19 protein-coding genes and 2 pseudogenes are annotated in these 22,115 nt (G+C 66.5%); 16 read left to right on the top strand and 5 right to left on the bottom strand.

Annotated features, from left to right (window positions below):
* A pseudogene (locus tag U4Z31_RS29305) lies at positions 1 to 144 on the top strand (transketolase); the annotation flags it as partial.
* Positions 141 to 1,139, top strand: coding sequence for a transketolase family protein (locus U4Z31_RS29300; RefSeq protein WP_321812158.1), 999 nt, complete (start codon positions 141 to 143; stop codon positions 1,137 to 1,139). The pseudogene U4Z31_RS29305 and the gene U4Z31_RS29300, both read left to right, overlap by 4 nt.
* Before the next feature lie 159 nt (positions 1,140 to 1,298).
* Here U4Z31_RS29300 and U4Z31_RS29295 read toward each other — a convergent pair whose 3' ends face one another.
* Positions 1,299 to 3,707, bottom strand: coding sequence for a hypothetical protein (locus tag U4Z31_RS29295; protein ID WP_321812157.1), 2,409 nt, complete (start codon positions 3,705 to 3,707; stop codon positions 1,299 to 1,301).
* 37 nt (positions 3,708 to 3,744) lie between these two features.
* Entirely contained in the window at positions 3,745 to 5,307 is a 1,563-nt protein-coding gene (locus tag U4Z31_RS29290; RefSeq protein WP_321812156.1) for a DASS family sodium-coupled anion symporter, read from the bottom strand.
* A gap of 158 nt (positions 5,308 to 5,465) precedes the next feature.
* Here U4Z31_RS29290 and U4Z31_RS29285 point away from each other — a divergent pair, with 158 nt between their 5' ends.
* From U4Z31_RS29285 to U4Z31_RS29240, 10 genes and pseudogenes are all read left to right on the top strand, one after another.
* A complete protein-coding gene (locus tag U4Z31_RS29285; RefSeq protein ID WP_321812155.1) occupies positions 5,466 to 6,206 on the top strand; it encodes a GntR family transcriptional regulator in 741 nt (246 codons plus the stop codon).
* 184 nt (positions 6,207 to 6,390) lie between these two features.
* A complete protein-coding gene (locus tag U4Z31_RS29280; RefSeq protein ID WP_059496937.1) occupies positions 6,391 to 7,194 on the top strand; it encodes a transporter substrate-binding domain-containing protein in 804 nt (267 codons plus the stop codon).
* 4 nt (positions 7,195 to 7,198) lie between these two features.
* Entirely contained in the window at positions 7,199 to 7,933 is a 735-nt protein-coding gene (locus U4Z31_RS29275) for an ABC transporter permease (protein WP_044848615.1), read from the top strand.
* Positions 7,930 to 8,697, top strand: coding sequence for an ABC transporter permease subunit (locus tag U4Z31_RS29270; protein WP_044848614.1), 768 nt, complete (start codon positions 7,930 to 7,932; stop codon positions 8,695 to 8,697). The genes U4Z31_RS29275 and U4Z31_RS29270 overlap by 4 nt, the downstream gene beginning before the upstream one ends.
* 21 nt (positions 8,698 to 8,718) lie before the next feature.
* Entirely contained in the window at positions 8,719 to 10,152 is a 1,434-nt protein-coding gene (locus U4Z31_RS29265; RefSeq protein ID WP_321812154.1) for an NtaA/DmoA family FMN-dependent monooxygenase, read from the top strand.
* A 55-nt stretch (positions 10,153 to 10,207) separates the two neighbouring features.
* On the top strand, positions 10,208 to 11,752 hold the full coding sequence (locus U4Z31_RS29260) for a sugar ABC transporter ATP-binding protein (protein WP_321812153.1): 1,545 nt from the start codon (positions 10,208 to 10,210) through the stop codon (positions 11,750 to 11,752).
* Positions 11,749 to 12,804 (top strand): ABC transporter permease, encoded by a 1,056-nt coding sequence (locus U4Z31_RS29255; RefSeq protein ID WP_321812152.1) that lies wholly within the window; start codon positions 11,749 to 11,751, stop codon positions 12,802 to 12,804. The genes U4Z31_RS29260 and U4Z31_RS29255 overlap by 4 nt, the downstream gene beginning before the upstream one ends.
* Before the next feature lie 166 nt (positions 12,805 to 12,970).
* Complete coding sequence (locus U4Z31_RS29250; protein ID WP_044848611.1) at positions 12,971 to 14,041, top strand: substrate-binding domain-containing protein; 1,071 nt, start codon at positions 12,971 to 12,973, stop codon at positions 14,039 to 14,041.
* Positions 14,042 to 14,101: 60 nt separating this feature from the next.
* On the top strand, positions 14,102 to 14,632 hold the full coding sequence (locus U4Z31_RS29245; protein WP_044848610.1) for an OsmC family protein: 531 nt from the start codon (positions 14,102 to 14,104) through the stop codon (positions 14,630 to 14,632).
* A gap of 57 nt (positions 14,633 to 14,689) precedes the next feature.
* A pseudogene (locus U4Z31_RS29240) lies at positions 14,690 to 15,068 on the top strand (transposase); the annotation flags it as partial.
* Positions 15,069 to 15,564: 496 nt separating this feature from the next.
* On the opposite strand, the gene U4Z31_RS29235 reads toward U4Z31_RS29240, so the two are convergent.
* The gene (locus U4Z31_RS29235) at positions 15,565 to 17,136 is read right to left on the bottom strand and encodes a hypothetical protein (protein ID WP_321812151.1); all 1,572 of its coding nucleotides are present in this window, start codon (positions 17,134 to 17,136) and stop codon (positions 15,565 to 15,567) included.
* A gap of 72 nt (positions 17,137 to 17,208) precedes the next feature.
* A protein-coding gene (locus U4Z31_RS29230; RefSeq protein WP_257774840.1) for an IS5 family transposase occupies positions 17,209 to 18,026 on the bottom strand; the annotation gives its coding sequence in 2 pieces (ribosomal slippage) (positions 17,209 to 17,678 and positions 17,678 to 18,026; 819 coding nt in all).
* 173 nt (positions 18,027 to 18,199) lie between these two features.
* Between U4Z31_RS29230 and U4Z31_RS29225 the strand changes: the two genes are divergently transcribed.
* The 4 genes from U4Z31_RS29225 (at position 18,200) to U4Z31_RS29210 (ending at position 21,416) form a co-directional block, all read left to right on the top strand.
* Positions 18,200 to 18,445, top strand: a complete 246-nt coding sequence (locus U4Z31_RS29225; RefSeq protein ID WP_044848609.1) for an AbrB/MazE/SpoVT family DNA-binding domain-containing protein — start codon at positions 18,200 to 18,202, stop codon at positions 18,443 to 18,445.
* Positions 18,442 to 18,837, top strand: coding sequence for a type II toxin-antitoxin system VapC family toxin (locus tag U4Z31_RS29220; RefSeq protein WP_321812150.1), 396 nt, complete (start codon positions 18,442 to 18,444; stop codon positions 18,835 to 18,837). The genes U4Z31_RS29225 and U4Z31_RS29220 overlap by 4 nt, the downstream gene beginning before the upstream one ends.
* Before the next feature lie 366 nt (positions 18,838 to 19,203).
* The gene (locus U4Z31_RS29215; RefSeq protein ID WP_044848486.1) at positions 19,204 to 19,923 is read left to right on the top strand and encodes a response regulator transcription factor; all 720 of its coding nucleotides are present in this window, start codon (positions 19,204 to 19,206) and stop codon (positions 19,921 to 19,923) included.
* Positions 19,923 to 21,416 carry a HAMP domain-containing sensor histidine kinase gene (locus tag U4Z31_RS29210; RefSeq protein WP_321812149.1) on the top strand — a complete coding sequence of 498 codons (1,494 nt, stop codon included), beginning with the start codon at positions 19,923 to 19,925 and terminating at the stop codon, positions 21,414 to 21,416. The genes U4Z31_RS29215 and U4Z31_RS29210 overlap by 1 nt, the downstream gene beginning before the upstream one ends.
* 221 nt (positions 21,417 to 21,637) lie before the next feature.
* Here the strand turns inward: U4Z31_RS29210 and U4Z31_RS29205 are convergent, their stop codons facing one another.
* Positions 21,638 to 22,027 (bottom strand): hypothetical protein, encoded by a 390-nt coding sequence (locus U4Z31_RS29205; RefSeq protein ID WP_124522777.1) that lies wholly within the window; start codon positions 22,025 to 22,027, stop codon positions 21,638 to 21,640.
* Between the last annotated feature and the right edge of the window lie 88 nt (positions 22,028 to 22,115).

Raw genomic sequence — 22,115 nt, 5'->3', positions numbered from 1 at the left:
CAGCCGCGGATCATCGTCTGCGACACGAAGATGGGGTGCGGCGTGCCGTTCCTCGAAGCACGCGAGAAGAGCCATTTCATCCGCGTCGATGCGCACGAGTGGAAGCTCGCGCTCGACGCACTCGAAGCAGGGAGACACGCATGAGCACCGTCGACAACAAGCCGCGCCTGAAGACTTCCGCGATGATCGCGTCCATCGCGGCCGACGGGCAGGCGACCCGCGCCGCGCCGTTCGGCCATGCGCTCGCGAAGCTCGCGCGCACGAACGGCAACGTGATCGGCATGACGGCCGATCTCGGCAAGTACACCGACCTGCACGTTTTCGCGAAGGAATTTCCCGAGCGTTACTACCAGATGGGCATGGCCGAGCAACTGCTGATGGGCGCCGCCGCCGGCTTCGCGCACGAAGGCGCGCAGCCGTTCGTCACGACCTATGCGGTATTCGCGACGCGCCGCGCGTACGACTTCATCCATCAGGCGATCGCCGAGGACAATCTCGACGTGAAGCTGGTGTGTGCATTGCCGGGCCTCACGACCGGTTACGGGCCGAGCCATCAGGCGGCCGAGGATCTGGCGCTGATGCGCGCGATGCCGAACATGACTGTGATCGATCCGTGCGACGCGCTGGACATCGAGCAGATGGTGCCGGCGATTGCCGCGCACCAGGGGCCGGTGTACGCGCGCCTGCTGCGCGGCAACGTGCCGGCCGTGCTCGACGAATACGATTACCGTTTCGAACTCGGCAAGGCGAAGCTGCTGCGCGACGGCAACGACGTGCTGCTGATCTCGTCCGGGATCATGACGATGCGTTCGCTCGAGGTCGCGAAGGCGCTTGAAGCCGACCGCATCGATGCAGCCGTGCTGCACGTCCCGACGATCAAGCCGCTCGATACGGCGACCATCGTTCGGGAGGCGTCGCGCAAGGGGCGCCTGGTGATCGTCGCCGAGAACCATACGGTGATCGGCGGACTCGGCGAAGCGGTGGCGACTGCGTTGCTTGCGGCTGGCGTCGCGGCGCCGTTCCGGCAGATCGCGCTACCGGATGCGTACCTCGCCGCCGGCGCGTTGCCGACGCTGCACGACCGTTACGGGATCTCCGCCGGCGCGATGCGGGCGAATATCAGGACGTGGCTCGGTTGATCGTTTCAAAGCACCGCGGCCCGCTCGGCGGGGGAGGCATTCCCTCCGCAAGCCGGGCGGGCCGGCTTCAGGGTAGCGTACCTGGCGCCCGGCCATGTGCGGCCGGCGGCCGACCCGTCGGCAACGCCGCCGGCACGGTGCCCGGATCGCGCATGCGCGTCACTCGAACGTGACGAACTGGGCAGACGACCACACCTTGCTGTCGTTGCGCTGCCGCCCGAAGAAATAGACGGGGCGGAATCCGAACGACGCATTTTCCGCCGCGACTTCGATGCTGCCCGCGAGATCGACGGGAAGCGGCTTGTCGGTCAGCCGTTCGACCGCGACGAATAGCTCCGTGCCGCCGAGTTCGTGTGTCGCCGCACCCTGCGCGAGCAGGTCCGCGCCGCTGATCTCGAAGCGGAACGTCGGCGCGTGCACGAACGGATTGCGCTGCAGCGGATCGCCGACCTTCGCGAAGCTGTCGATCGTGCCTTCGACCACGATCGTCGCGTCGGCGAGATTGCCGATGTCGAGCTCGATGCTGTCCGCATCGCCATAGGTGTCGCTGCGGAATTCGACGTCGGTCGCGCCGGTACGCCATGCCGACTCCTCGACGTGCTCGAAGCCGTTCGAGCCGAAGCGGTGGATCGTGCCGTTGACGACGCGGATCCGGCCGCGCCACGCGGCCCAGCGATAGCGGTCCCGGATGCGGGCGCCGCCCCAGCGCACGCGGATCAGGCGATCCGCGTAGCCGAGTTCCGCATGCAGGTTGCGTTCCCACACCCGTCCTTCGTGATCGTACGCGGCCACGTATTCCCATCCGGACTGGCCGAGCAGCCGGTAGTCGAGCCGCGCCGGCCCGCGATGCGCGAACGCATCGCCTTGCCAGTGATCGCCGCAACGCACGAGCAGCGCATTGTGCTCGCCGGTGGTCGCCCAGGTGCGGCGCGCGCGCAGCGCGTCGCCGACGTGCTTGCGATCGAGCACGTCGGCGAGCACACCCGTCAGCCCGCCGTGCACACCGAACACCTGCACGCCGGGCGCGCCGCCACCCGGCCGGCCGCGATGTTCGTCGCCGCTGGCCGCGACGCCGAGCCGGTAGCCGCGTGCGATCACGTCCTGGTACAGCCAGCCGAAGTGCCCCCACGACGACGCGATCTCGACCAGCCGTTCGAGCTCGGGATGATGCCAGTCGGGAATGTAGCGGCGACCGCCCACGTGCGGCATCACCAGATGCTGCGCGGCAGCGTCGGCATACGCATCCCACAGTTCCTCGACGGGCCAGCGGCCGAGCTCGACCGCATGACCTTTCATGTCCTCGTTCCAGACCAGCGTACGGTTGTGTTCGCCGCGCGCGTTGTACGGAAAATCCGGCCGCGCGTCGCCGAGGAACACCACGTTATGGTCGCCGCCCGCGGTCGAGCTGCCGCACCACTCCTGCACCGGATACACGACGAAGCGGCCCGGCTCGTTGAAGCGTTCGACCGCGTCGACGCCGAGCTGCCAGTTCTCGTCGGTGATCTGGAAATCGTTCGCGGTATAGCCGAGCACGTCGATGCCGCCGATGTCGCGTGCGTAGCGTGCGTTGTACTCGGGGCTGTTGGTGCCGACCGTGTCGTGCGCATGCACATGGAGATCCGCATACAGCGCGCGCGATACCGGCAACGACGCGTCGAGCGTCAGCCACGCTTCGGCCGCACGCACGTCCGGCCGCGCGGGCACGTCGGCCACGATGCGCAGCGTGCCGGCGTCGACCGGCAGGTCGTCGACCGCGCAGCTCGCGAATCCCGCCTCGGGCAGCGCATGTTCGCGCCGGTAGACGGCTTCGCCTTGCGCGTCATATGCAACGACGCGCGCGGTGCCGCCGACGTCGCGGCACGCATTGCCCCAGCGATCCTGCAGCGACAGCCGGAATGGCGCGCGGGTGCCCGGCCGCACGAAGCGCGGGCCGTTCAGCAGCACGTCGGACGGCGCGCCGGCGCGGATGTCGATCGAGACGTCGCCGGACACCGCGACGAAACGCGACGTGCCCAACGGATCGACGTAGAGCCGGAACCGGAAGTTGTCCTCGGCGAAGGTCTGCACGCGCGTGCCGGGGCCGCGACGGCGATCGCCGAGACGGATCACGATCCGGTCGCCGGCGTTCACGTAGCCGTCGACGACGTCGACGATCACCGCCTTCTGGAACGGCCGCTCGTGCCCTTTCTGGTCGAAGCGCACGTTCAGCGCCTGCACGGTGGCCGGGCTCTGTCCCGGCACGAGCGGCGCCGCATGGTATTCGGCGCTGATGTAGTTCGCCGCGCCCGGGTCGCTCGTCTGGAACAGCGCCCAGTCGGAATAGAACTTGAAGGTGGCCTTCAGCCAGCCGCCGTCGGCGATGCCGGACGAGCCGACCTCGTAGTCGAGCACAATCTCGCTCCACTCGCCGGCTTCGAGGCGCGTGACGTTGCAATGCACGCGCCCGGCGAACGGCAGGCGCTTGTGGCGTTCGTACAGGCCCGCGGGTGCGACGTGCGGGCCCAGGCGGTCGCGCAGCGCGGCGGCGCGGGCTGCGACGGAATCGGGGGCGTCCGTGGATGCGTTCATGAGGAATGCAAATGATGTCGTTGGAAAGCGGCGCGCTTCAATGCGCGAACGGCCAGGGCGCGCTCGCGTCCCAGACGGGGATGCCCATGTACGCGTACCACGGCGCGATCACGCAGAGGCCATAGACGATCGCGATCAGCACCGATACCGCGCCGACCTTCGCGTAGTCGGCCGTCGAGAACGCGCCGCTGCTGTACGCGATGACGCCGGCGGTGATCTGCGTGGGCAGCAGATAGGCGAAGCTGTCGGTATCGCTGACGAGCATCGTGAACGCGACCGGATGTAGCCCGAGGCGCGGCGCCAGCGCGAGCGCGATCGGCGCGATCATCGTGACGGCCGCGACGTTGGACAGCATGCCGATGCGGATCACGTGCGTGCCGAGCATCACGATCGCGATCGCGAGCCACCAGCCGTGCCCGCGCGCGGCGACATAGATATGATCGGCGGCCCAGTTCGCGAGCCCGGACGCACTGATCGCCGACGACAGCGACAGCGCACCGGCCAGCAGGAACAGCGTGCCCCAGATCGTCCGCTGCTCGACCTCGGCCCAGCCGAAGCGCAGCACGCCGGGTGCGAACAACAGCGCCAGCGCGATCAGCGCGACGATTTCCGACGGCAGGCGATGGAGCGGCTCGGTCGCCCACAGCACGGCGACGGCCGCGAACAGCGCGAGCACGGCCCAGTCGTTGCGGGCGGCGGGCGGTTGCATACGGCGCATCGCCGCGATCGCGCCGGGGCCGCCGGGAAGCGCGACGGCGCGCGAGCGGAAATGGAACTGCACCCAGCCCTGCGTGATCGCGAACATCCCGAGATACGGCCACTGCAGCTTCAGCCACGTCAGGTAGGAGATCCGGATGCCGAGCTGCTTCTCGAGCAGGCCGGAAACGACCATGTTCGGCAGATGCGCGGTGAGGATGCACATGCCGCTGATCATCGCGCCGTACACGAGCGTCTGGATCACGATCGCCTTGCGCGCGGCGCGTTCGCGCGGCGATTCGCCGAACAGCCGGACGATGCCGTTGGTGACCGGCAGCAGCGTGGCGGCACGCGCGTTCGCGGCCGGCACGACGAGCGCCATCACGCAGTTCACGGCGAACATCGCCCAGATCACGCCGTTGGCCGTGCGGACCTTCAGGCGATCGAGCAGCAGCAGGGCGATGCGCCGGTCGAGCCCGCTCGCCTGCATGATCGCGGAGAACAGGAACGCGGCGAGGCAGAGGAACGCGACGGGCGCGGCGAAGCCGCTGGCCGCCTTCGGGAACGACGGGCTCGCATGCGACAGCACGAGCAGCATCGGCAGCAGGATGCCGCTCACGCCGACGGGAATCGCCTCGGTGATCCAGACGATCGCGACCCACGCGACGACCGCGAGCGTCGCCCGGCCCTCGGCGGAAAGATGCGCGGGCGCGGGCAACCACCAGGCGATCGCGAAGAACGCCAGCCACGCGGCGGCAAAACCGATCGCGGCACGCCGCTGCGCGCCGCGCGATCGTCCCGCCGCGTGCGGATCGGTGCGTGGCGCCGTGGCTGGTTCGGCCCGTGTCGGCCGGCTGCCCTGCACGCCATCGAGCGGCGGCGTGCCGATTGCGTTTTCAGTCACTGGTATGCTCCCCGGGGCATCGGGACCCCGAATCGCGGCCCCGACCGTCTGTCGAGATGTGATAATACGTATTAATACAAGTTGAGCATTCCAATTGCTTTTCATATCGATATCGGGAAACGCGCATAGCGCGAACCCAGCACGACGAGGAAGGATCGATGACGCTGGTGCGTGACGACACGACATCGCTTTACGAGCAGCTTGCGACGACGCTGCGCGACGAGATCGAGCGCGGTGTGTACGAGCCGACCGGCAAGCTGCCGTCCGAGGCGCAGTTGAGCGAGCGTTTTCAGGTGAGCCGCGTGACCGTCAGGCTCGCGCTCGATCGGCTGAGCGACGCGCGCATCGTCGAGCGCAAGCAGGGCAAAGGGACGTTCGCCGCGAAGCAGCGGCTGCGGCATCGACTCGATGTGCTGCGCGGGCTGCACGATTCGATCGCCGCGCAGGGCGCGCAGGCGCGGATGGAATTGCTGCGCATGGAAGCGTGCGACGTGCCGCCGGGCTTGCGGCACGCATTTGCCGCCGACGTCACGCGCTGCATCTATCTCGAACGCCTGCACTGGGTCGACGACGAACCCGTCGCGCTCGCGCAGACCTGCCTGCTGCCCGACGCCGGCGCCGTCACGTTCGAACAGGCCGAGCGCATGTCGACCTACGAGGTGCTGGAGAGCCTGCTCGGCTGGCGCATCACGGATGCCGACATGTCGGTGACGGCCATGGCCGCGCCGGACGATATCGCGGCCCGGCTCAAGGCCGACAGACACGCGCCGCTGCTCGTGCTGCGGCGCACGTCGCGCCTCGCGGACGGCCGCACGTGTGAATCCACGGTGTTTCATATCCGTCCGGAACGGTTCGACCTCGTCGTGCGCAGTGGCGTGGAGGCGAAATTCGTCGGCTGAGCCCGCAATGGCGACGGCAGCGCACACGATCTGAAATGCCTGGCATAGCGTCGATCGGTATATCGCGCGATCAGATATCCATCGAAAAAATAACCATTTGGTACACGCTTGCGCGCGCTTTACAGTCTGGCCTCCTGCCGGCTGCGACGCCGGTCGTTTCGACGTTATTTCAGAAATGCGCCACATGAATCGTTTGATGCGTTCCAGGGTCCGCCGTGCCGCGGCCGCGCTGTTCGTGCTCGGCCTCGTGCCGGCTTCCCATGCAGCCCAGCCGACGTTGCGCGTCGGCATCGACGCCGAGTCGTATCCGCCGTTCTTCTCGAAGGACGCGGCCGGCAAGTGGAAGGGCTGGGAAATCGACCTGCTCGATGCCGCGTGCGGCAAACTGAACGTGCGCTGCGAGCTCACCGACATTGCGTGGGACGGCCTGATTCCGGCATTGCAGAACCGCAAGATCGACGTGATCTGGTCGTCGATGACGATTACCGGCGAACGGCAGAAGGCGATCGATTTCAGCCGTGCCTATTACGAGTCGCCGACGGTGTTCGTCGGCGCGAAAAGCGACCGGCGCCGCGTCGATTGCGCGGTGCCCGCGAGCTTCAAGGGCCGCGTGATCGGCGTCGAGGCGGGCACGAACTTCTCGGCGTTCCTCGACTCCCGCTTCAAGCCGGACGCGCAGATCAAGGCCTTCGACAAGTTCGACAACGCGCTCGCGGATCTGGTGTCCGGCCGGGTCGACTACGTGCAGGAAGGCAAGGGGCTGTTTACGGCATTCCTCGCGTCGCGCGACGGCAAGGACTTCGAGGTCAAGGCGACCTGCGCGGACAATCCGGTGCTGGGCCTCGGCATCGGCGCGGGCGTGCGCCAGGGCGATGCGCTGCGCGGCAAGCTGTCGACCGCGATCGCGCAACTGCAGCAGGACGGCACGTGGGATGCGATCACCGCCCGCTATCCGAACCTGAAGGGCACGATCGAGAAGGGCCGCTGACGCGATGGCCGCGGACGATTCGCTGCTCGCGTTGCTCGCATTCGGCGACGGCGGCTATGGCCGCGTGTTCGCGGGCGCGTTCGCGCTGACGTTCGGCGTCGCGGCAGCGTCGTTCGGCACCGGCGTGCTGCTCGGCATCGCCGGCGCGCTCGGCAAGCTGTCGCGCCACGCGCCGCTCGCGTGGCTCGCGCGGCTCTACACGACGCTGGTGCGCGCGCTGCCCGAGCTGTTGTGCCTGCTGCTCGCGTTCTATGCGCTCGCGCCCGCCGTCGAGGCCGCGCTGCACCGCGGCGGCCTCGCGCCCGACGGCTTCGCGTTCCCGCCGTTCCTCGTCGCGGCGCTGTCGCTCGGGTTCATCCAGGGTGCGTATCTGACCGACATCTTCCGCGCGGCGCTCGTCAACGTGCCGGCCGGGCAGATCGAAGCCGCGCATGCGTACGGGATGACGCCGTGGCAGACGTTCGCGCGCATCCGGCTTCCGGCCGCCGCGCGGCTCGCGTTGCCGGGCACGGGTAACGTGTGGCTCAACGCGACCAAGGATGCGTCGTTCATCAGCGTGCTCGGCTCGTTCACGGATCTGCTGAAGGCGAGCCAGCTCGCGGCCGGCGCGACGCGCCACTACGTATTCTTCTATCTCGTCACGGCCGCGCTGTTCCTGTTGCTGAGCATCGCGTCGACGGGACTCTTCGCGGCGCTCGAGCGCCACGCGAACCGTGGCACGAGGCGCGCAACCGCATGATCTTCTCGCTGCCATTCCTGCTCGACACGGTGATGCCGAAGCTGCTCGCCGCGGTGCCGACGACGCTCGCGCTGACGCTCGTGTCGGGCGCGGCCAGCGTGCTGCTGGGCGTGCCGCTCGCGCTCGCCGCCGGCGCGCGCCATGCGCCGCTGCGCTGGTCCGCGCGCGGCTGGCTCATGCTGATTCGCGGCACGCCGCTGCTCGTCCAGCTCTATTTGCTTTACTACGGATTCGGGCAGATCGTGCCGCGCGAATGGATGCGCGACAGCTGGGCGTCGCCGCTGCTGCGCGACGCGTTCTGGTACGCGATCGTCGCGTTGAGCGTGAACGAGAGCGCGTATGTCGCGACGATCCTGCGCGGCGCGATCGCCGGCGTGCCGGCCGGCGAGATCGAAGCCGGGCACGCGTACGGCATGACGCGCGTGCAGGTGCTGCGCCGCATCGTCGGCCCGCGCGCGTGGCGGCTCGCGCTGCCCGCGCTCACCGGCGAGGCGATCCTGCTGCTGAAATCGACCGTCCTCGCGTCGACCGTGACGGTGTTCGACGTGATGGGAACGGCCAATACGCTGCGCTTCGAGACGTTGCGCGTGTACGAGCCGCTGGTCGGCGCGGCTGTCGTCTATGTCGTGCTGGTCGCGCTGCTCACCATTCCGGCCGCTCGTCTCGAGAGGCATGTCAATCGCCACCTGACGCGCACCCCCGACGCTCGCGTCCCCGTACGCCGCCGCCGCGCGTCGCCGGACGCGTGGGCGGCCCCCAACTGATTCCTGGTAACGAACCTGACGATGTCCGATCCTCGCCCCTTGCTGTTTTCCCTGTATGAACAAGCCAGCGTCGGCTGCGGCGGCGCGCCGAGCCTGTGGACCCATCCCGCCGACGAACGGCTGCGCGCGAATACGCTCCCGTTCTGGTCGAACCTCGCGCGCACGGCCGAGCAGGCCGATCTCGACATGCTGTTCTTCGCGGACGTGCTCGGCCTGTACGACGTCTATGGCGGATCGGCCGACGCAGCGGTCCAGTGGGCGGTCGAGGCGCCCGCGAACGATCCGATGATGCTGATTCCGGCGCTCGTCGCGCAGACCGAGCGGCTCGCGTTCGGCGTGACGGCGAGCACGACCTACGAGCACCCGTTCGCGCTCGCGCGCCGCTTCAGCACGCTCGATCACCTGAGCAACGGCCGGATCGGCTGGAACATCGTGACGTCCTACCTGACGAGCGCGGCGCGCAACTTCGGGCTCGACCGGATGATCGGCCACGACGAACGCTACGCGCGCGCGGAGGAGTTCCTCGACGTCGTGTACAAGCTGTGGGAAGGGAGCTGGGCGGACGATGCGGTGGTCGCCGACAAGCACGCGCCGCGCTATGCGCGCGGCGACCGCGTGCGGCCGATCGCGCACGAAGGCACGCACTACCGCGTGCAGGGGCCGCACGTCTGCGCGCCGTCGCCGCAGCGCTCGCCCGTGCTGATCCAGGCCGGCTGGTCCGGGCGCGGGCGCGAGTTCGCGGCGAAGCACGCGGAGGTGGTGTTCGTCGCGAAGTCGAATCCGCACGAGATTCGTGCGGGCCTCGACGAGATTCGCCGGCTCGCGACGGAGCGCGGCCGCGCGGCGGACGACGTGAAGTCGCTGACCGTGCTGCGGATCGTGACCGCGCTCGTCGAGCGACGCGAAGGAGAAATACCACACGCTGCAGCAGCACTATCACCAGCACGCGCAACTCGTCAGCTATGCGGGCGACACCGGCATCGACATCGACCGCTATGCGGACGACGAACCGCTGACGACGCACACGGAAGGGCTCACGTCCTACGTGGTGCGGCCCGACGGCAGCGGCAAGCCGCTCACCGCCGGCGACGTGCGGCGCAAGTTCGCGAGCGTCACGCGCGGCACCGACCTGATCCTCGTCGGCTCGCCCGACGAGGTCGCCGATCAGCTCGCCGAGCATGCGCGCCAGTCGACGACGAGCGGCTACATGCTCAATCCGCTGATCAGCCCGGGCACGCTCGACGATTTCGCCGAGCTGATCGTGCCGGAACTGAAAAAGCGCGGCCTGTACCGCACGACGGCGCCGGCCGGCACCTTCCGCTCGCGGCTGAGCGGCCGCGACCGCCTGCCGGACACCGCGCACGGCGCGTCGTTCCGGCAATCCGCCATCCGCATCTGACGGACGGTGACGCGCCGGTCGATACGGACGACTATCAGGGGAGGGGCGTGACGTGAACCACGACGTGCTGTTCCGGTTGCAACCGCGCCGTGCCCGACAGGGGAGGCCGGCATGACTACGACGGCGAACGAGGTTGCCGGCGCGATGCACGCAGGTCGATCGGCGTCGCCGCCCGTCCTGAGCGTCGCCGGCATCGCGAAGCGTTTCGACGCGACCGTCGCGCTGTCGGCGTTGAACCTGACGATCGACGCAGGCGAAGTGGTCGCGCTGATGGGCGCGAACGGCGCGGGCAAGTCGACCTTCGTCAAGATCCTGAGCGGCGTGCTGCGGCCGGACGGCGGCACGCTGACACTGCGCGGCCAACCGTATCGGCCGGCGTCGCCGCACGCAGCCAAGCGGCTCGGTGTCGCGACCGTGCACCAGTCGGTCGCCGACGCGGTCGTGCCGACGCTGTCGATCGCCGACAACCTGCTGCTCGACCGGCTGTGCGATCGGGCGTCGCCGTGGCGCGCGACGCCGGCCGCGCGGCGTGTCGCGGCGCGACCGCTCGCCGCGCGGGTCGGGCTCGACGTCGACCTGGCCGCGCCGCTCGCGTCGCTGTCGCTGGCGGACCAGCAACGCGTGACGTTGGCGCGCGCGCTCGGCGCTCAGCCGTCGCTGCTGATACTCGACGAGCCGACCGCCAGCCTGTCCGCCCCGGAGGCCGAGCGGCTCTTCGCGCTGCTGGACGCGCTGCGCCGCGATGGCGTGGCAATCCTGCTGGTGTCGCATCGGCTCGGCGATTTGCGGCGCATGGCCGATCGCGTGGCGATCGTCCGCGACGGCCGCATCGTCGCGGACCTGCCCGCGCCCGTCGATCTGGATGCGGCGGTGCAGACGATGATCGGGCGGCCGTTGCCGAACACGCGTGAGCCGGTGCCGGCCCGCGCCGCGCCGCGCGAACCGGACGCGGCGTTCAGCATGCGGCGCATCCGGCTGACGCCGGCCAGTACGCCGTTCGACCTCGACGTGAGGCACGGCGAGATCGTCGCGATCGCGGGGCCGGTCGGCGGCGGCAAGTCGCGCCTCGCCAATACGATCTTCGGCGCCGCGCGCGCGGTGGCCGGCGAGATGAAGCTCGACGGGCGGCCGTGGCGGCCGCGTTCGCCGGCGGATGCGATTCGCGCCGGCGTCTTCCTGGCCGGCGAGGACCGCTGGCGCACGTCGCTGTTTCCCGACAGCGTGCCGTTCGCATCGATCGCGGGCACGATCGGTTTTCCGTTTCTGGCGCGCTGGTTCGCGCGCGGCCCGGTGGGCAGGGCGCGCGAACGCGCGGCCGCCGCGGCGGCGATCGCGCGGTTCGGCATCCGCTGCACCGGCCCGGACGATCGCGTGGCTCACCTGTCCGGCGGCAACCAGCAGAAAGTCGTGCTCGCACGCTGGCATGCCGAACCCGCGCGGCTGTTGCTGCTCGACGAACCGTTTCAGGGCATCGATGCCGGCGCGCGGGCCGATATCGTCGATACGCTGCGGCGTCATGCGCAGGCGCGCGCGACGATCGTGTTCGTCAGCGATCTCGAGGAAGCTGCCGAGATCGCGGATCGTATCGTGCGGTTCGATCGCGCGACGCTCGACGACCCGCCTCCGACGTCCTCCACCTTGCGTGACTGCTCATGAAAACCGTGACTTCTTCCGCCCGGCACGATGCCGCGCCCGCCGAACGGCCGCGCGCCGCGTCGGCCCGCGTCCGCGACACACTCGAGCGCACGGGCATCCTGCTCGTGCTGATCCTGCTGGTGATCGGGTTTGCGCTCAGGGAGCCCGCGTTCCTGAACGTCGACAATCTGTTCAGCATCCTGCAGTCGGTGTCGATCGTCGCGTTGCTCGGCATCGGCGTGACGATCACGCTCGCCGCCGGCGGTTTCGACCTGTCGGTCGGCAGCGTGGCCGCGACCGCGCAGATGGCCGCCAGCTATGTGCTGGTCGTGTGGCACGGCGGCACGCTGGCGGCGGTGATCGCCTGCGTGACGCTCGGCGTGGCCGCCGGGTGGTTCAACGGCGTGCTGATTACGCGCCTGCGCGTGCCCGACCAGCTCGCGACGCTCGGCACCTTGTTCCTGATGGCCGGCCTGCAATTGATTCCGACCGGCGGCCGTTCGCTCGCGACCGGCTCGGTGCTGCCCGACGGCACGGACGCGACCGGCGTGTTCCCCGACGCCTTTCTCGCGCTCGGCCGGCTGCGCGTGTTCGACGTGGTGCCGCTGCCGGTGCTGCTGCTCGCAGCGGTCACGGCCGTGGCCTGTGTCGCGATGGAGGCCACCCGATGGGGCCGCGTGATCTACGCGATCGGCGGCAACGAAACGGCCGCGCGGCTCGCCGGCGCGCCCGCCGCGCGCTACCGGATCGCCGCGTATGTCGTCTCGGGGGCGATCGCGTCGCTGGGCGGCGTATTGATCGCCGCGCGGGTCGGTCGCGGCGACGTGAGCGCCGGCCACTCGCTGCTGCTCGACGCGGTGGCCGCCGCGCTGATCGGTCACGCGGTATGGGGCGCGAAGCGGCCCAACGTGTTCGGTACGGTCGTCGGCGCGGTGTTCGTCGGCGTGCTGCTCAACGGGCTGACGATGCTGAACGCGCCGTACTACATGCAGGATTTCATCAAGGGCGCGCTGCTCGTGCTCGCGCTCGCGTTTACGTTTGGCATCGGGCGCCGCACGGATGCGCGAGCGTGATGCGCATGCCGCGATGCGCCGCAGCGGCTCGCCTTGATCGGCCGGCTCACCGAACCGGAACGGTTTGTCATCCTAAGTCATATCTATTTCCGAATCGCTCGGTTTGAGTTCGCGTGCGGCGCTGATAGATTGGGCCGATATCGTCCTATCTGGAGACAGGCCCGCCATGCGCTCGTTGCTTCGCCGGAAATCGCGCGTCGATCTGAAGATCGGTGCATGCATGCTGTGGTTCGCGACTGCGCTGGGCGTGCCCGCCGCGCAGGCCGGTCCGCTCAAGGGCGCGCCCGCGCCGTTCGACAAAGGCGGCGTGAAGATCGCGCTGGTCAACTATCTGTCGACCGGCGACTTCTTCCAGGCCTACGAGGCCGGTGCGCAGAAGCAGGCGCGTGCGCTCGGCGTCGATCTGCGCATTTACGAGGGCCGGCAGGATGCGGCCGAGCAGCGCGAGCAGATCCAGCAGGCGATCAGCGTCGGCGTGTCCGCGATCATCGTCAATCACGGCCTGCCGGAATCGCTGAAGGACGTCGTGCAGCGTGCGCTCGACAAAGGCATCAAGGTCGTCGCGTTCGACGTCGACCTCGGCAATCCGAAGGTGCCGCAGATCGAGCAGAACGATCGCGACCTCGCGAACCTGCTGCTCGGGCAGGCCGTCAAGGACAACGGCGACGCGTTCTCGGCCGGGTACGTCTACGTCGCCGGTTTCGCGCCGCTCGACCGGCGCGATGCCGCGTGGCGCGACTTCAAGCGCGCGCACCCGAAGGTGCGGGAGAAGGCGCGCTGGGGCACCGTCGACAATCCGATCGCGCAGTCCGTCGCGAATCAGGCGGCCGCGGCGTATCGCGCGAATCCGGATATCCGTGTCGTCTTTGCGCCTTACGATGAGTTCGCGCGCGGCGCGAAGCTCGCCGCGGACGAAGCGAAGCTGGCGTCGAAGATCCGCATCTACAGTGCCGACATCTCGACGGCCGACATCGAGGCGATCCGCGCGCCGAACAGCGCGTGGGTCGCGACGGCCGCGACCAATCCCGCGGTCGTCGGCGCCGTGTCGGTGCGCGCGGCGGCACTGCTGGTGGCCGGCCAGGACCCGGGCGCGCGCATCGCGGTCAAGCCGACGCTGATCACGCGCGACGATCTCGTGAAAAACGACATTCGCACCGTGGCCGAACTCGGCGCGAAGTTTCCTGCGTTCCGCGCAAGCGACGCGGCGACCGCCGCATGGATTCCGGCGGCCGATTGATGGCCTCGGCACGCGGCGAATCGATCCGTCGCGCGCGTGCAACCTACCCCTGACTCGACCATGACGACACTCAACGACTATCTCGCACAAAAACGCGATGCGTGGCACGCGAAGCAGCAGGCAGCCCGCAACGATCCCGATTTCAAGGCGACGCCGCTGAAGGCGACCGTGCGCGCGCTCGGTCGCAGCGGCGTGCGCGAGATCCGGATTCGCGACTTCCAGGTGATCAGCGACAGTCCGCCCGACTTCGCGGGCTACAACCTCGGGCCCGCGTCGCCGGAGCTGCAGCTTGGCGTGCTCGGCAGTTGCCTCACGCATATCACGTTGATCCAGGCGGCCGAGCGCGGCCTGAAGATCGATTCGATCGCGGTCGAGGTGACCGGCGACCAGCATCCGCTCGCACAGCAGCCGGGGTTCGAGCATGTCCCGGTATTCCCGCACAACATCCGCTATACGCTCGACATCGTGTCACCCGAGCCGTCCGAGGCCATCCGCGCGCTGCATCAGGCGGTCGAGGCGGTCTGCCCGATCTTCAACCTGCTGAGGCTGCCGCAGGAGATCGACGGCGAATTGCGGCATACGCAGGGGTGACGCGCTGGAGCGGCGATGCGTTCATGCAGCTTCGCTGCATGCGCCTGCGGTCGACGGGCGCGCGAGAAGCTGCTGCGTGCATTGCTGCTGTAAGTGTTATTCGGTGCGCAGCGAGCGCATGCTGATGGAGCAGAGGCGCTACAACCTGCTGTTCCGTTGGTTCGTCGGGTTGGCGATCGAAGACGCCGTCTGGGATCACTCGGTGTTCTCGAAGAACCGGGATCGCTTGCTCGAGCACGAAGTGGTCGAAGCGTTTTTTACCGAAGTCGTGAGCTTGGCGGACAAGCAACGGCTGCTGTCCAGAGATCACTTCTCGGTAGATGGCACGCTGATCCAGGCGTGGGCCAGCCACAACAGCTTCTGGCCCAAGGACGGCCCGGACGATCCGCCGGCCGGCGGCGGCCGCAATGTCGACACCGACTGGAAGGGCAAGCGGCCCGAGCCGGCTAAGCTTGGCCGTCGCGCGGCGACGCGCCTGCTGGCCCGCTAGCCGGCAGGGCAGCCGTGACGATTTATCTGCAACTCAGCAGCCAATCGCATACGAAACCCTTTTAAATAGTGCTCCAGCCGTCAAAACGAGGCGCTTTTCAACAGCCTGGTAGGGCCACGCCTGGATAGGACGGGGCGGGGTTGACTGCCGCGCCAGGGATTGAAGCCCGTCAGGGGCGAGATGCGGGACGCGGCTCGACGCGCAAACGCGAAAGCCCGGTCACGGCGCGTGAGCGGCGGGAGGCGCTCGGACGACCCGGCCGGCGCAGGGTCTAACTGCCTACGGCGCAGATCGCAGATGGGCCAGCCGATCATCAACGGCGAACCCTGGATGCTGATCGAACTGTCACTACCTCCCACCAAGCGACAGCGGAAGAAGAGTCCGCTGACGCTTTGTTTCCCGAAGCGCGCTTCGCTGACCAGCCTCCTGTTTCAGCAGCCTGCTAGTCTGCAGCGTATTCAACCGACCACTTTGAATCTATATAGCTGAGAATACTGCCGGCTGCCGTTATGCAAAATCTTGGCGTGCCGCTCGTGTCCGGCAACATGCGCCGGCAGCCATGCGGCGCTTCCGTAAGCGTTTTCCACGAACCGCTCTGACGATCGAATTCCCTTAATTCAATATCCGAGCTAAATGCTCCTGTATTCCAACGCACCGCTCTTCCCTCGCTGAGATTATCAAACCGAATATCCGAGAAAACGTACGGCGGAGTATTGTATTTCAACCAAGTTTCACCATTGTCGCTTGACAAGTACAACTTGGAAAAAGCGCCTTGCGCATGATAAGCGGTCAGCACTCCGGATGCGGATGATGCGTGAAAGCCGGTCATTTCGGTGGGCGGGGTAACTGGGGTCCACGCCATCGTGGACAAATTTAGTCTTAATAGTTGAGACGGGGTGCCAACATAGTAGAAATCGCCGATTGACTCAATCTGCCCGGGAAATGCATTAATTGCCTTGAGTCCTTTTCCGCCGCCAATTTGCTTTATCTTGACCAGATCCCGCAAATCATTCTCGCCGGATTGATAGATTTCGATATTATTTATCTCCTTCCAGACAGGACCATTTACCACGCCTCGTGCCACTGCCACGAACCATCGGTTGGCTTTTCGATCGATATCCACGATTCTGGCATCACTTCCCATGGCGGCAAGAATTTTCCAGTCCCCCCGCCCAACTTCGGTGACACGAATAACACCGTTGTCGAATCCGGCCAGAAGTGCTTTGCCGTCTACCTTGACGGCAGTTACTTCGTGCAGCGAGCCTGTATCCAGCGATCTCCAGTTCCCCTGAGGGCCTCTGATCCGAATTTGACCCATATCTGCACCGTAGTACAGGTTGCCAGATGCGTCGTGTTCAAATTTCCGAGTCAATGGCGGAGCTGCAGTTTTCCATAACTGAAAGAAATCATTCGCCGCCCGCGTGTCGACAAGTTGCTTGCTTATGGCTGGCCTGTTGACGTGCCGTTCATAATCCATCAATAAGTCGGCCAGCAAGCCAAGCCCCGTAAGGGGATATATGGTTTCAATGGGCGCGGGCACTTTCTGAACCTCCCATTCGATCGGATATTTCGACATCAAAACCGATTGATATTCATTTACGATGGAATTTAAGTTTTCAACAAATTCCCTATGCCTAACCGGGAGCACCACAAATTTATATCCCCCAATCGGCAATTGAATCAAGCCACCAAGGTCCGTTATCCGGCCTCGCTGAACTTCTATTTTTGGATAATCTATCAGATTGTAATTTTTCCATTTCGCCAGCCGATACTCGCCAGCCGGAATCCAAAGCCCCGCCCCATACGAATCAATGCCTGGGTGCGGCTGCAGCAAAAAAGTGGAATTGTCTTTCAGAGACTCCAGTTGTACACTATCACTCGCACTCCCTTTTGGGATGGAAACGTATACATAGCCGTGAGTTGCTGCAAGCTGGCTGGGCGATTGAATGACAGGCGCATTGACGCAGCCGAATAAAAAAATCAAAAATAATATAAACGGATGAATTTTTTTCATTTAAATACCCTCCAGGTCGGCGGAAATTATAATCTCAATCCCGCCCCGCTTTCACCAATCTTGCAGTTGTTTTCAAATATGCCGATCGGTACGTCGAAGGGTATTCCAGCAGATCAGGCAGCAACCGAGTTTGAGGAACGCGCCGTGAATGTCGGCACGGCGCTCGAAACGAATACGGAGGCGACGGAAGTGATGCAGCCAAGCATGCGTGCGTTCAACGACCCAGCGATATTTTCCAAGGCCGCTGCCGTGTTCGGTACGACGCTTGGCAATCACCGGTTCGATACCACGATTGCGCAACGCTTTTCGATGTCGCTCGGAGTCGTATCCGCGGTCGGCGTAGACCACACGCGGTCTCTGCAGTGGGGGGCCGCGCAATCCGAGAATCGGTGGAATCGCGTCGATCAGCGGCAGCAATTGCGTGACGTCGTTGACGTTCGCGCCGGTCAGGATCGCGGCAAGCGGCGTGCCGTTGGCATCGGTGACGATGTGGTGCTTCGAACCGGGTCGAGCACGATCGGTAGGGTTTGGCCCAGTTTTTGGCCCGCCCCAACGGCGCGAATCGATGACGAATCGACAGCGGCTCGCGAGAAGTCGATCTGGTCTGCTGCTCGCAGCTTCGCGAGTAGCAGCTCGTGCAAGCGGTCCCACACACCGGCCGCCTGCCAGTCGCGCAGCCTCCGCCAACATGTCACGCCCGAGCCGCAACCCATCTCGGCAGGCAGGTCACGCCAGCGTAGTCCGGTCTTGAGAACGAACAAGATGTCGGTCAGCGCGGCGCGATTCGAAACAGGCAGGCGGCCCGGGTTCTTCTCGCGCCGCGGCTTGGATGGCGGCAGTAACGGCTCGATCAGTGTCCACAATTCGTCGTCGATGATCGGCTTGCCCATCTCTTCGGCCTCGGTTGTTCCGATGTCTGAGGTTAACGCTCGCCGCGAAAGTTAACAGGCCCACGGGCTCTTTTTGAAACCGTCTCTGAGGGTCATCGGTGCGATGCGCCTTGGAAGTCATTCTTGCTTTTTGATTTTCCTTACCATAAAGTAAGGAATCAGGAGGTGTCACTATGACAGCAGCAACTATTACTTCAAAGGGCCAGGTCACGATCCCTGTGGACGTGCGCAATCAGCTTGGCCTGGAGGCCGGGGACCGGATCGAATTCAGCTTCAACGAGGCGACAGGCCGGTACGAGGTCTATCCAGCGACGCGCTCGCTCGTGGCGCTCAAGGGCATTGTGAAGAAGCCTGCGAAACCGGTGTCGATTGACGACATGAATCAGGCCATCGCCGAGCAGGGGGCGTCAGCGCGATGATCGGACTGGATACAAACGTGCTAGTCCGCTACTTCGCGCAAGACGATGAAGTTCAGTCGAAGAAGGCGACGGCACTGATGGAATCCCTGTCGTCCGAGCGGCCGGGATATGTTTCGCAGGTCGCATTAATCGAGGTCGTCTGGGTACTTGGGCGCTGCTACGGTGTCGAACGAGAGCAGATGAAGGACATCGTCGAATCAATGATTGGGACCAAAGAACTGGTCGTCGAAAGTGCTGACACGGTACGTAAGGCACTTCGCGTTTTCGCATCTTCAAAGGCGGATTTCGCGGACTGCCTGATCGAGCGTTCCGGGCATGTAGCCGAGTGCGAGTACACGGCTACTTTCGACGTGTCTGCCTCGAAGGTCGCGGGGATGCAGTTGATCAAGTAATCGTACCGATCACTCATACACGACGAGTAGTTCGGATGCTGCCGAGAACGCTGCCGACTTCCCGCGCTCGCCGGATCTGGGGCTTCGTCGCGGCTGCTTTTTAGTGTTTTTTTAGTGTTCGACTGGGGTAAGGGAGGTTCGATTTTTGGGGGCGGAGCGCAAAGCCTTGCTGGAATTGCCTCGGGACACAGCCACGATCCAAACTTAAACGATTTGTGACCCCTTTCCGCCGCAAAATTTTGCACAATGGCGGCAGCGCGGCATTGCGCCGCGATTCGCCCCGGGCAGGCCGGCTTGCCGGACCTGGCCGGCCGGAACCGCCGTTCGAGACCGAAGACCGCCGCCGCCGTGCCGCCGCCGACCGCCATGGACCACCCCAAACGCATCCTGATCGTCGAAGACGACGCCGACATCGCCGACGTGCTGAGCCTGCACCTGCGCGACGAGCGCTACGAAGTCGTGCACAGCGCGGACGGCACGGAAGGGCTGCGCCTGCTCGAACAGGGCAACTGGGACGCGCTGATCCTCGACCTGATGCTGCCGGGCGTCGACGGCCTGGAAATCTGCCGGCGCGCGCGCGCGATGGCGCGCTACACGCCGATCATCATCACCAGCGCGCGTTCGAGCGAGGTGCACCGGATCCTCGGCCTCGAACTCGGCGCCGACGATTACCTGGCGAAGCCGTTCTCGGTGCTCGAACTCGTCGCGCGGGTCAAGGCGCTGCTGCGGCGCGTCGACGCGCTCGCGCGCGATTCGCGGATCGACGCCGGCACGCTCGACGTGGCCGGGCTGTCGATCGACCCGATCGCGCGCGAAGCCGCCGTCGACGGCACACGCATCGACCTCACGCCGCGCGAGTTCGACCTGCTGTATTTCTTCGCGCGGCATCCGGGCAAGGTGTTCTCGCGGATGGACCTGCTCAATGCCGTGTGGGGCTATCAGCACGAAGGCTACGAACACACGGTGAACACCCACATCAACCGGCTGCGCGCGAAGATCGAGGCCGATCCGGCCGAGCCCGTGCGGATCCTCACCGTGTGGGGGCGCGGCTACAAGCTCGCCGCGCCGGACCAGCGGGACACGTGATGAAGCTGACCCTCACCCAGCGGCTGTCGCTCGTGTTCTCGATCCTGCTGCTCGCGTGCTCGGGCGCGTCGGCGTGGCTGCAGATCCGCGCGAACGACATGCGCGAGAAGGAAGTCGTGCAGGGCCTGTCGCGCGATCTCGCCGCGCACATCGCCGGCAGCACGCCGCTGATGGACGCGAACGGGCTGCGCCCGGACGCCGTGCGCACGCTGTTCGGCCAGTTGATGGGCGTGAACCCGAGCGTCGAGGTGTACCTGCTCGACAACGCGGGGCGCATCAAGGGCGACGACGCGCCGCCCGGCCACGTGAAGCGCGAGCGCGTCGATCTCGCGCCGGTGCAGCGCTTCATCGCGGGCGAGCCGCTGCCGATCCTCGGCGACGATCCGCGCAGCCCCGACACGCGCAAGGTGTTCAGCGCCGCGCCGCTGCAGCGCGCAGGGCAGCCGCCGTCCGGCTATATCTACGTGGTGCTGCTCGGCGAAGCGCACGACCGGCTGGCGGCGCGCGTCGACGCCGGCAACGTGCTGCGCACGACGCTGTGGTCGATGGCGGTCGTCGCGTTGCTCGGCCTGCTCGCGGGCCTGATCGCGTTCAGCTTCATCACGCGCCCGCTGCGCCGGCTGACCGACGCGATGCGCCGCTTCGACGCGAACGCCGCGCCCGATGCGCAGCCGCCGGTGCCGCGCTCGCCGCCGGGGCGACGCGGCGACGAGATCGCGGTGCTCGAATCCGCGTTCGCGCAGATGGCCGACCGGATCGGCGACCAGTGGCGCGCGCTGACGCGCCAGGACCAGCAGCGACGCGAACTGATCACGAACATCTCGCACGACCTGCGCACGCCGCTGATGTCGCTGCACGGCTATCTGGAGACGCTGTCGCTGAAGTCCGACACGCTCGCCGAACCCGAGCGCCGCCGCTACCTGTCGATCGCGCTCGCGCAGAGTTCGAAGGTCGGCCGGCTCGCGCAGGCGCTGTTCGAGCTCGCGCGGCTCGAGTCGGGCGGCGTGCAGGCCGAGCGCGAGCCGTTCTCGCTCGTCGATCTCGTGCAGGACGTATTCCAGAAGTTCGAACTCGCCGCGCAGTCGCGCGGCATCGCGCTGCATGCGCGGATCCCGCCGCGCGTGCCGGTCGTGTCGGCCGATCTCGGGATGATCGAGCGCGTGCTGACCAACCTGCTCGACAACGCATTGCGGCACACGCCCCAGCACGGCGAGGTCGAGGTCGCACTGACGCCGCTCGACGATCGCGTGGTGGTGACCGTGTCGGATACCGGCGAAGGGATTCCGCCGGCGCGGCGCGAAGGGCTGTTCCGGCGGCCGCAGCGGCCGATCAGCGGCGGCGCGGCGACGAGCGGCGGGCTCGGGCTGCTGATCGTGCACCGGATGCTGGCGCTCAACGGCAGCGGCATCCGGCTCGTCGATCGGGACGGGCGCGGCGCGGTGTTCGAGTTTGCACTGGCGGTGGCGAATCCGGCGGCGGGTGAGGCGCGCTGAAGCTGACGGAAGCCAACTGAAGCCGACCCGCGCCGTTGGCGCGATTTCCGCCCGAATGCATGCGCGGAAATCGCGGCGGGCTGCCCCCGGCTCGTCGGTCGTCCGTGGCTTCGGACGATGGGGCGATCAATGCGTTTCGGTCGGACGATGTCGCGATTTCCGCATCAGGATGTCACGCTGAAAGCGCTCGGTGCCGAGCGCTGCCGTGCGAGTCGCCAACGTCAAGGCATCCTGAGCAATCGCTCGAATTCCGCCGGTATGGCCTCGAACTTGTTCACGCCGTCTGGCGGCCACGAATCGGGGCTGCAATCGCCGAGATCCACTTGGGATGGCGTCGCGGCGGGCCGGTAGCCGCGCAGGGTCAACGGCAAGTCGGTGCCGTCGCAGCGCAGGCGTGCAAGCAAGACGCCGGTACGCTTGTTCACCACCGCAGCCTCCCAGCATTCATCGGCACAGCCGCGCGACTGGTAGACGAGCTTCTCGCCTGGATGGGTCCACTTCAGTTCGAACGGCCCGGAAGTCTGCGCATGCGCGGATGCGCAGACGAGCAGCCAGGCAACAGACTTGACGCCACCGAGAAGTGCCAGGCAACGGCTATGCAACGGTTTCATGATTCGCCCTGTTCAACGCGCAAGATCGGCACGGCGGCTGGCGAAAGCGCGCCTTCTTTCGGCTGAAAAAAGGAACACGGTCGGTTTG

Origin of the sequence: Burkholderia sp. BCC1985 (assembly GCF_905339915.1) — a bacterium.
Taxonomy (GTDB): domain Bacteria; phylum Pseudomonadota; class Gammaproteobacteria; order Burkholderiales; family Burkholderiaceae; genus Burkholderia.
The sequence above is the reverse complement of the archived record's forward strand: the minus strand, read 5'-3'. Positions and strand labels throughout refer to the sequence as shown.

Coding starts and splice junctions, on each gene's coding strand:
- U4Z31_RS29300 (WP_321812158.1), top strand. CDS start 141: ATGAGCACCGTCGACAACAAGCCGCGCCTGAAGACTTCCGCGATGATC.
- U4Z31_RS29295 (WP_321812157.1), bottom strand. CDS start 3,707: ATGAACGCATCCACGGACGCCCCCGATTCCGTCGCAGCCCGCGCCGCC.
- U4Z31_RS29285 (WP_321812155.1), top strand. CDS start 5,466: ATGACGCTGGTGCGTGACGACACGACATCGCTTTACGAGCAGCTTGCG.
- U4Z31_RS29280 (WP_059496937.1), top strand. CDS start 6,391: ATGAATCGTTTGATGCGTTCCAGGGTCCGCCGTGCCGCGGCCGCGCTG.
- U4Z31_RS29275 (WP_044848615.1), top strand. CDS start 7,199: ATGGCCGCGGACGATTCGCTGCTCGCGTTGCTCGCATTCGGCGACGGC.
- U4Z31_RS29270 (WP_044848614.1), top strand. CDS start 7,930: ATGATCTTCTCGCTGCCATTCCTGCTCGACACGGTGATGCCGAAGCTG.
- U4Z31_RS29265 (WP_321812154.1), top strand. CDS start 8,719: ATGTCCGATCCTCGCCCCTTGCTGTTTTCCCTGTATGAACAAGCCAGC.
- U4Z31_RS29260 (WP_321812153.1), top strand. CDS start 10,208: ATGACTACGACGGCGAACGAGGTTGCCGGCGCGATGCACGCAGGTCGA.
- U4Z31_RS29255 (WP_321812152.1), top strand. CDS start 11,749: ATGAAAACCGTGACTTCTTCCGCCCGGCACGATGCCGCGCCCGCCGAA.
- U4Z31_RS29250 (WP_044848611.1), top strand. CDS start 12,971: ATGCGCTCGTTGCTTCGCCGGAAATCGCGCGTCGATCTGAAGATCGGT.
- U4Z31_RS29245 (WP_044848610.1), top strand. CDS start 14,102: ATGACGACACTCAACGACTATCTCGCACAAAAACGCGATGCGTGGCAC.
- U4Z31_RS29235 (WP_321812151.1), bottom strand. CDS start 17,136: ATGAAAAAAATTCATCCGTTTATATTATTTTTGATTTTTTTATTCGGC.
- U4Z31_RS29225 (WP_044848609.1), top strand. CDS start 18,200: ATGACAGCAGCAACTATTACTTCAAAGGGCCAGGTCACGATCCCTGTG.
- U4Z31_RS29220 (WP_321812150.1), top strand. CDS start 18,442: ATGATCGGACTGGATACAAACGTGCTAGTCCGCTACTTCGCGCAAGAC.
- U4Z31_RS29215 (WP_044848486.1), top strand. CDS start 19,204: ATGGACCACCCCAAACGCATCCTGATCGTCGAAGACGACGCCGACATC.
- U4Z31_RS29210 (WP_321812149.1), top strand. CDS start 19,923: ATGAAGCTGACCCTCACCCAGCGGCTGTCGCTCGTGTTCTCGATCCTG.
- U4Z31_RS29205 (WP_124522777.1), bottom strand. CDS start 22,027: ATGAAACCGTTGCATAGCCGTTGCCTGGCACTTCTCGGTGGCGTCAAG.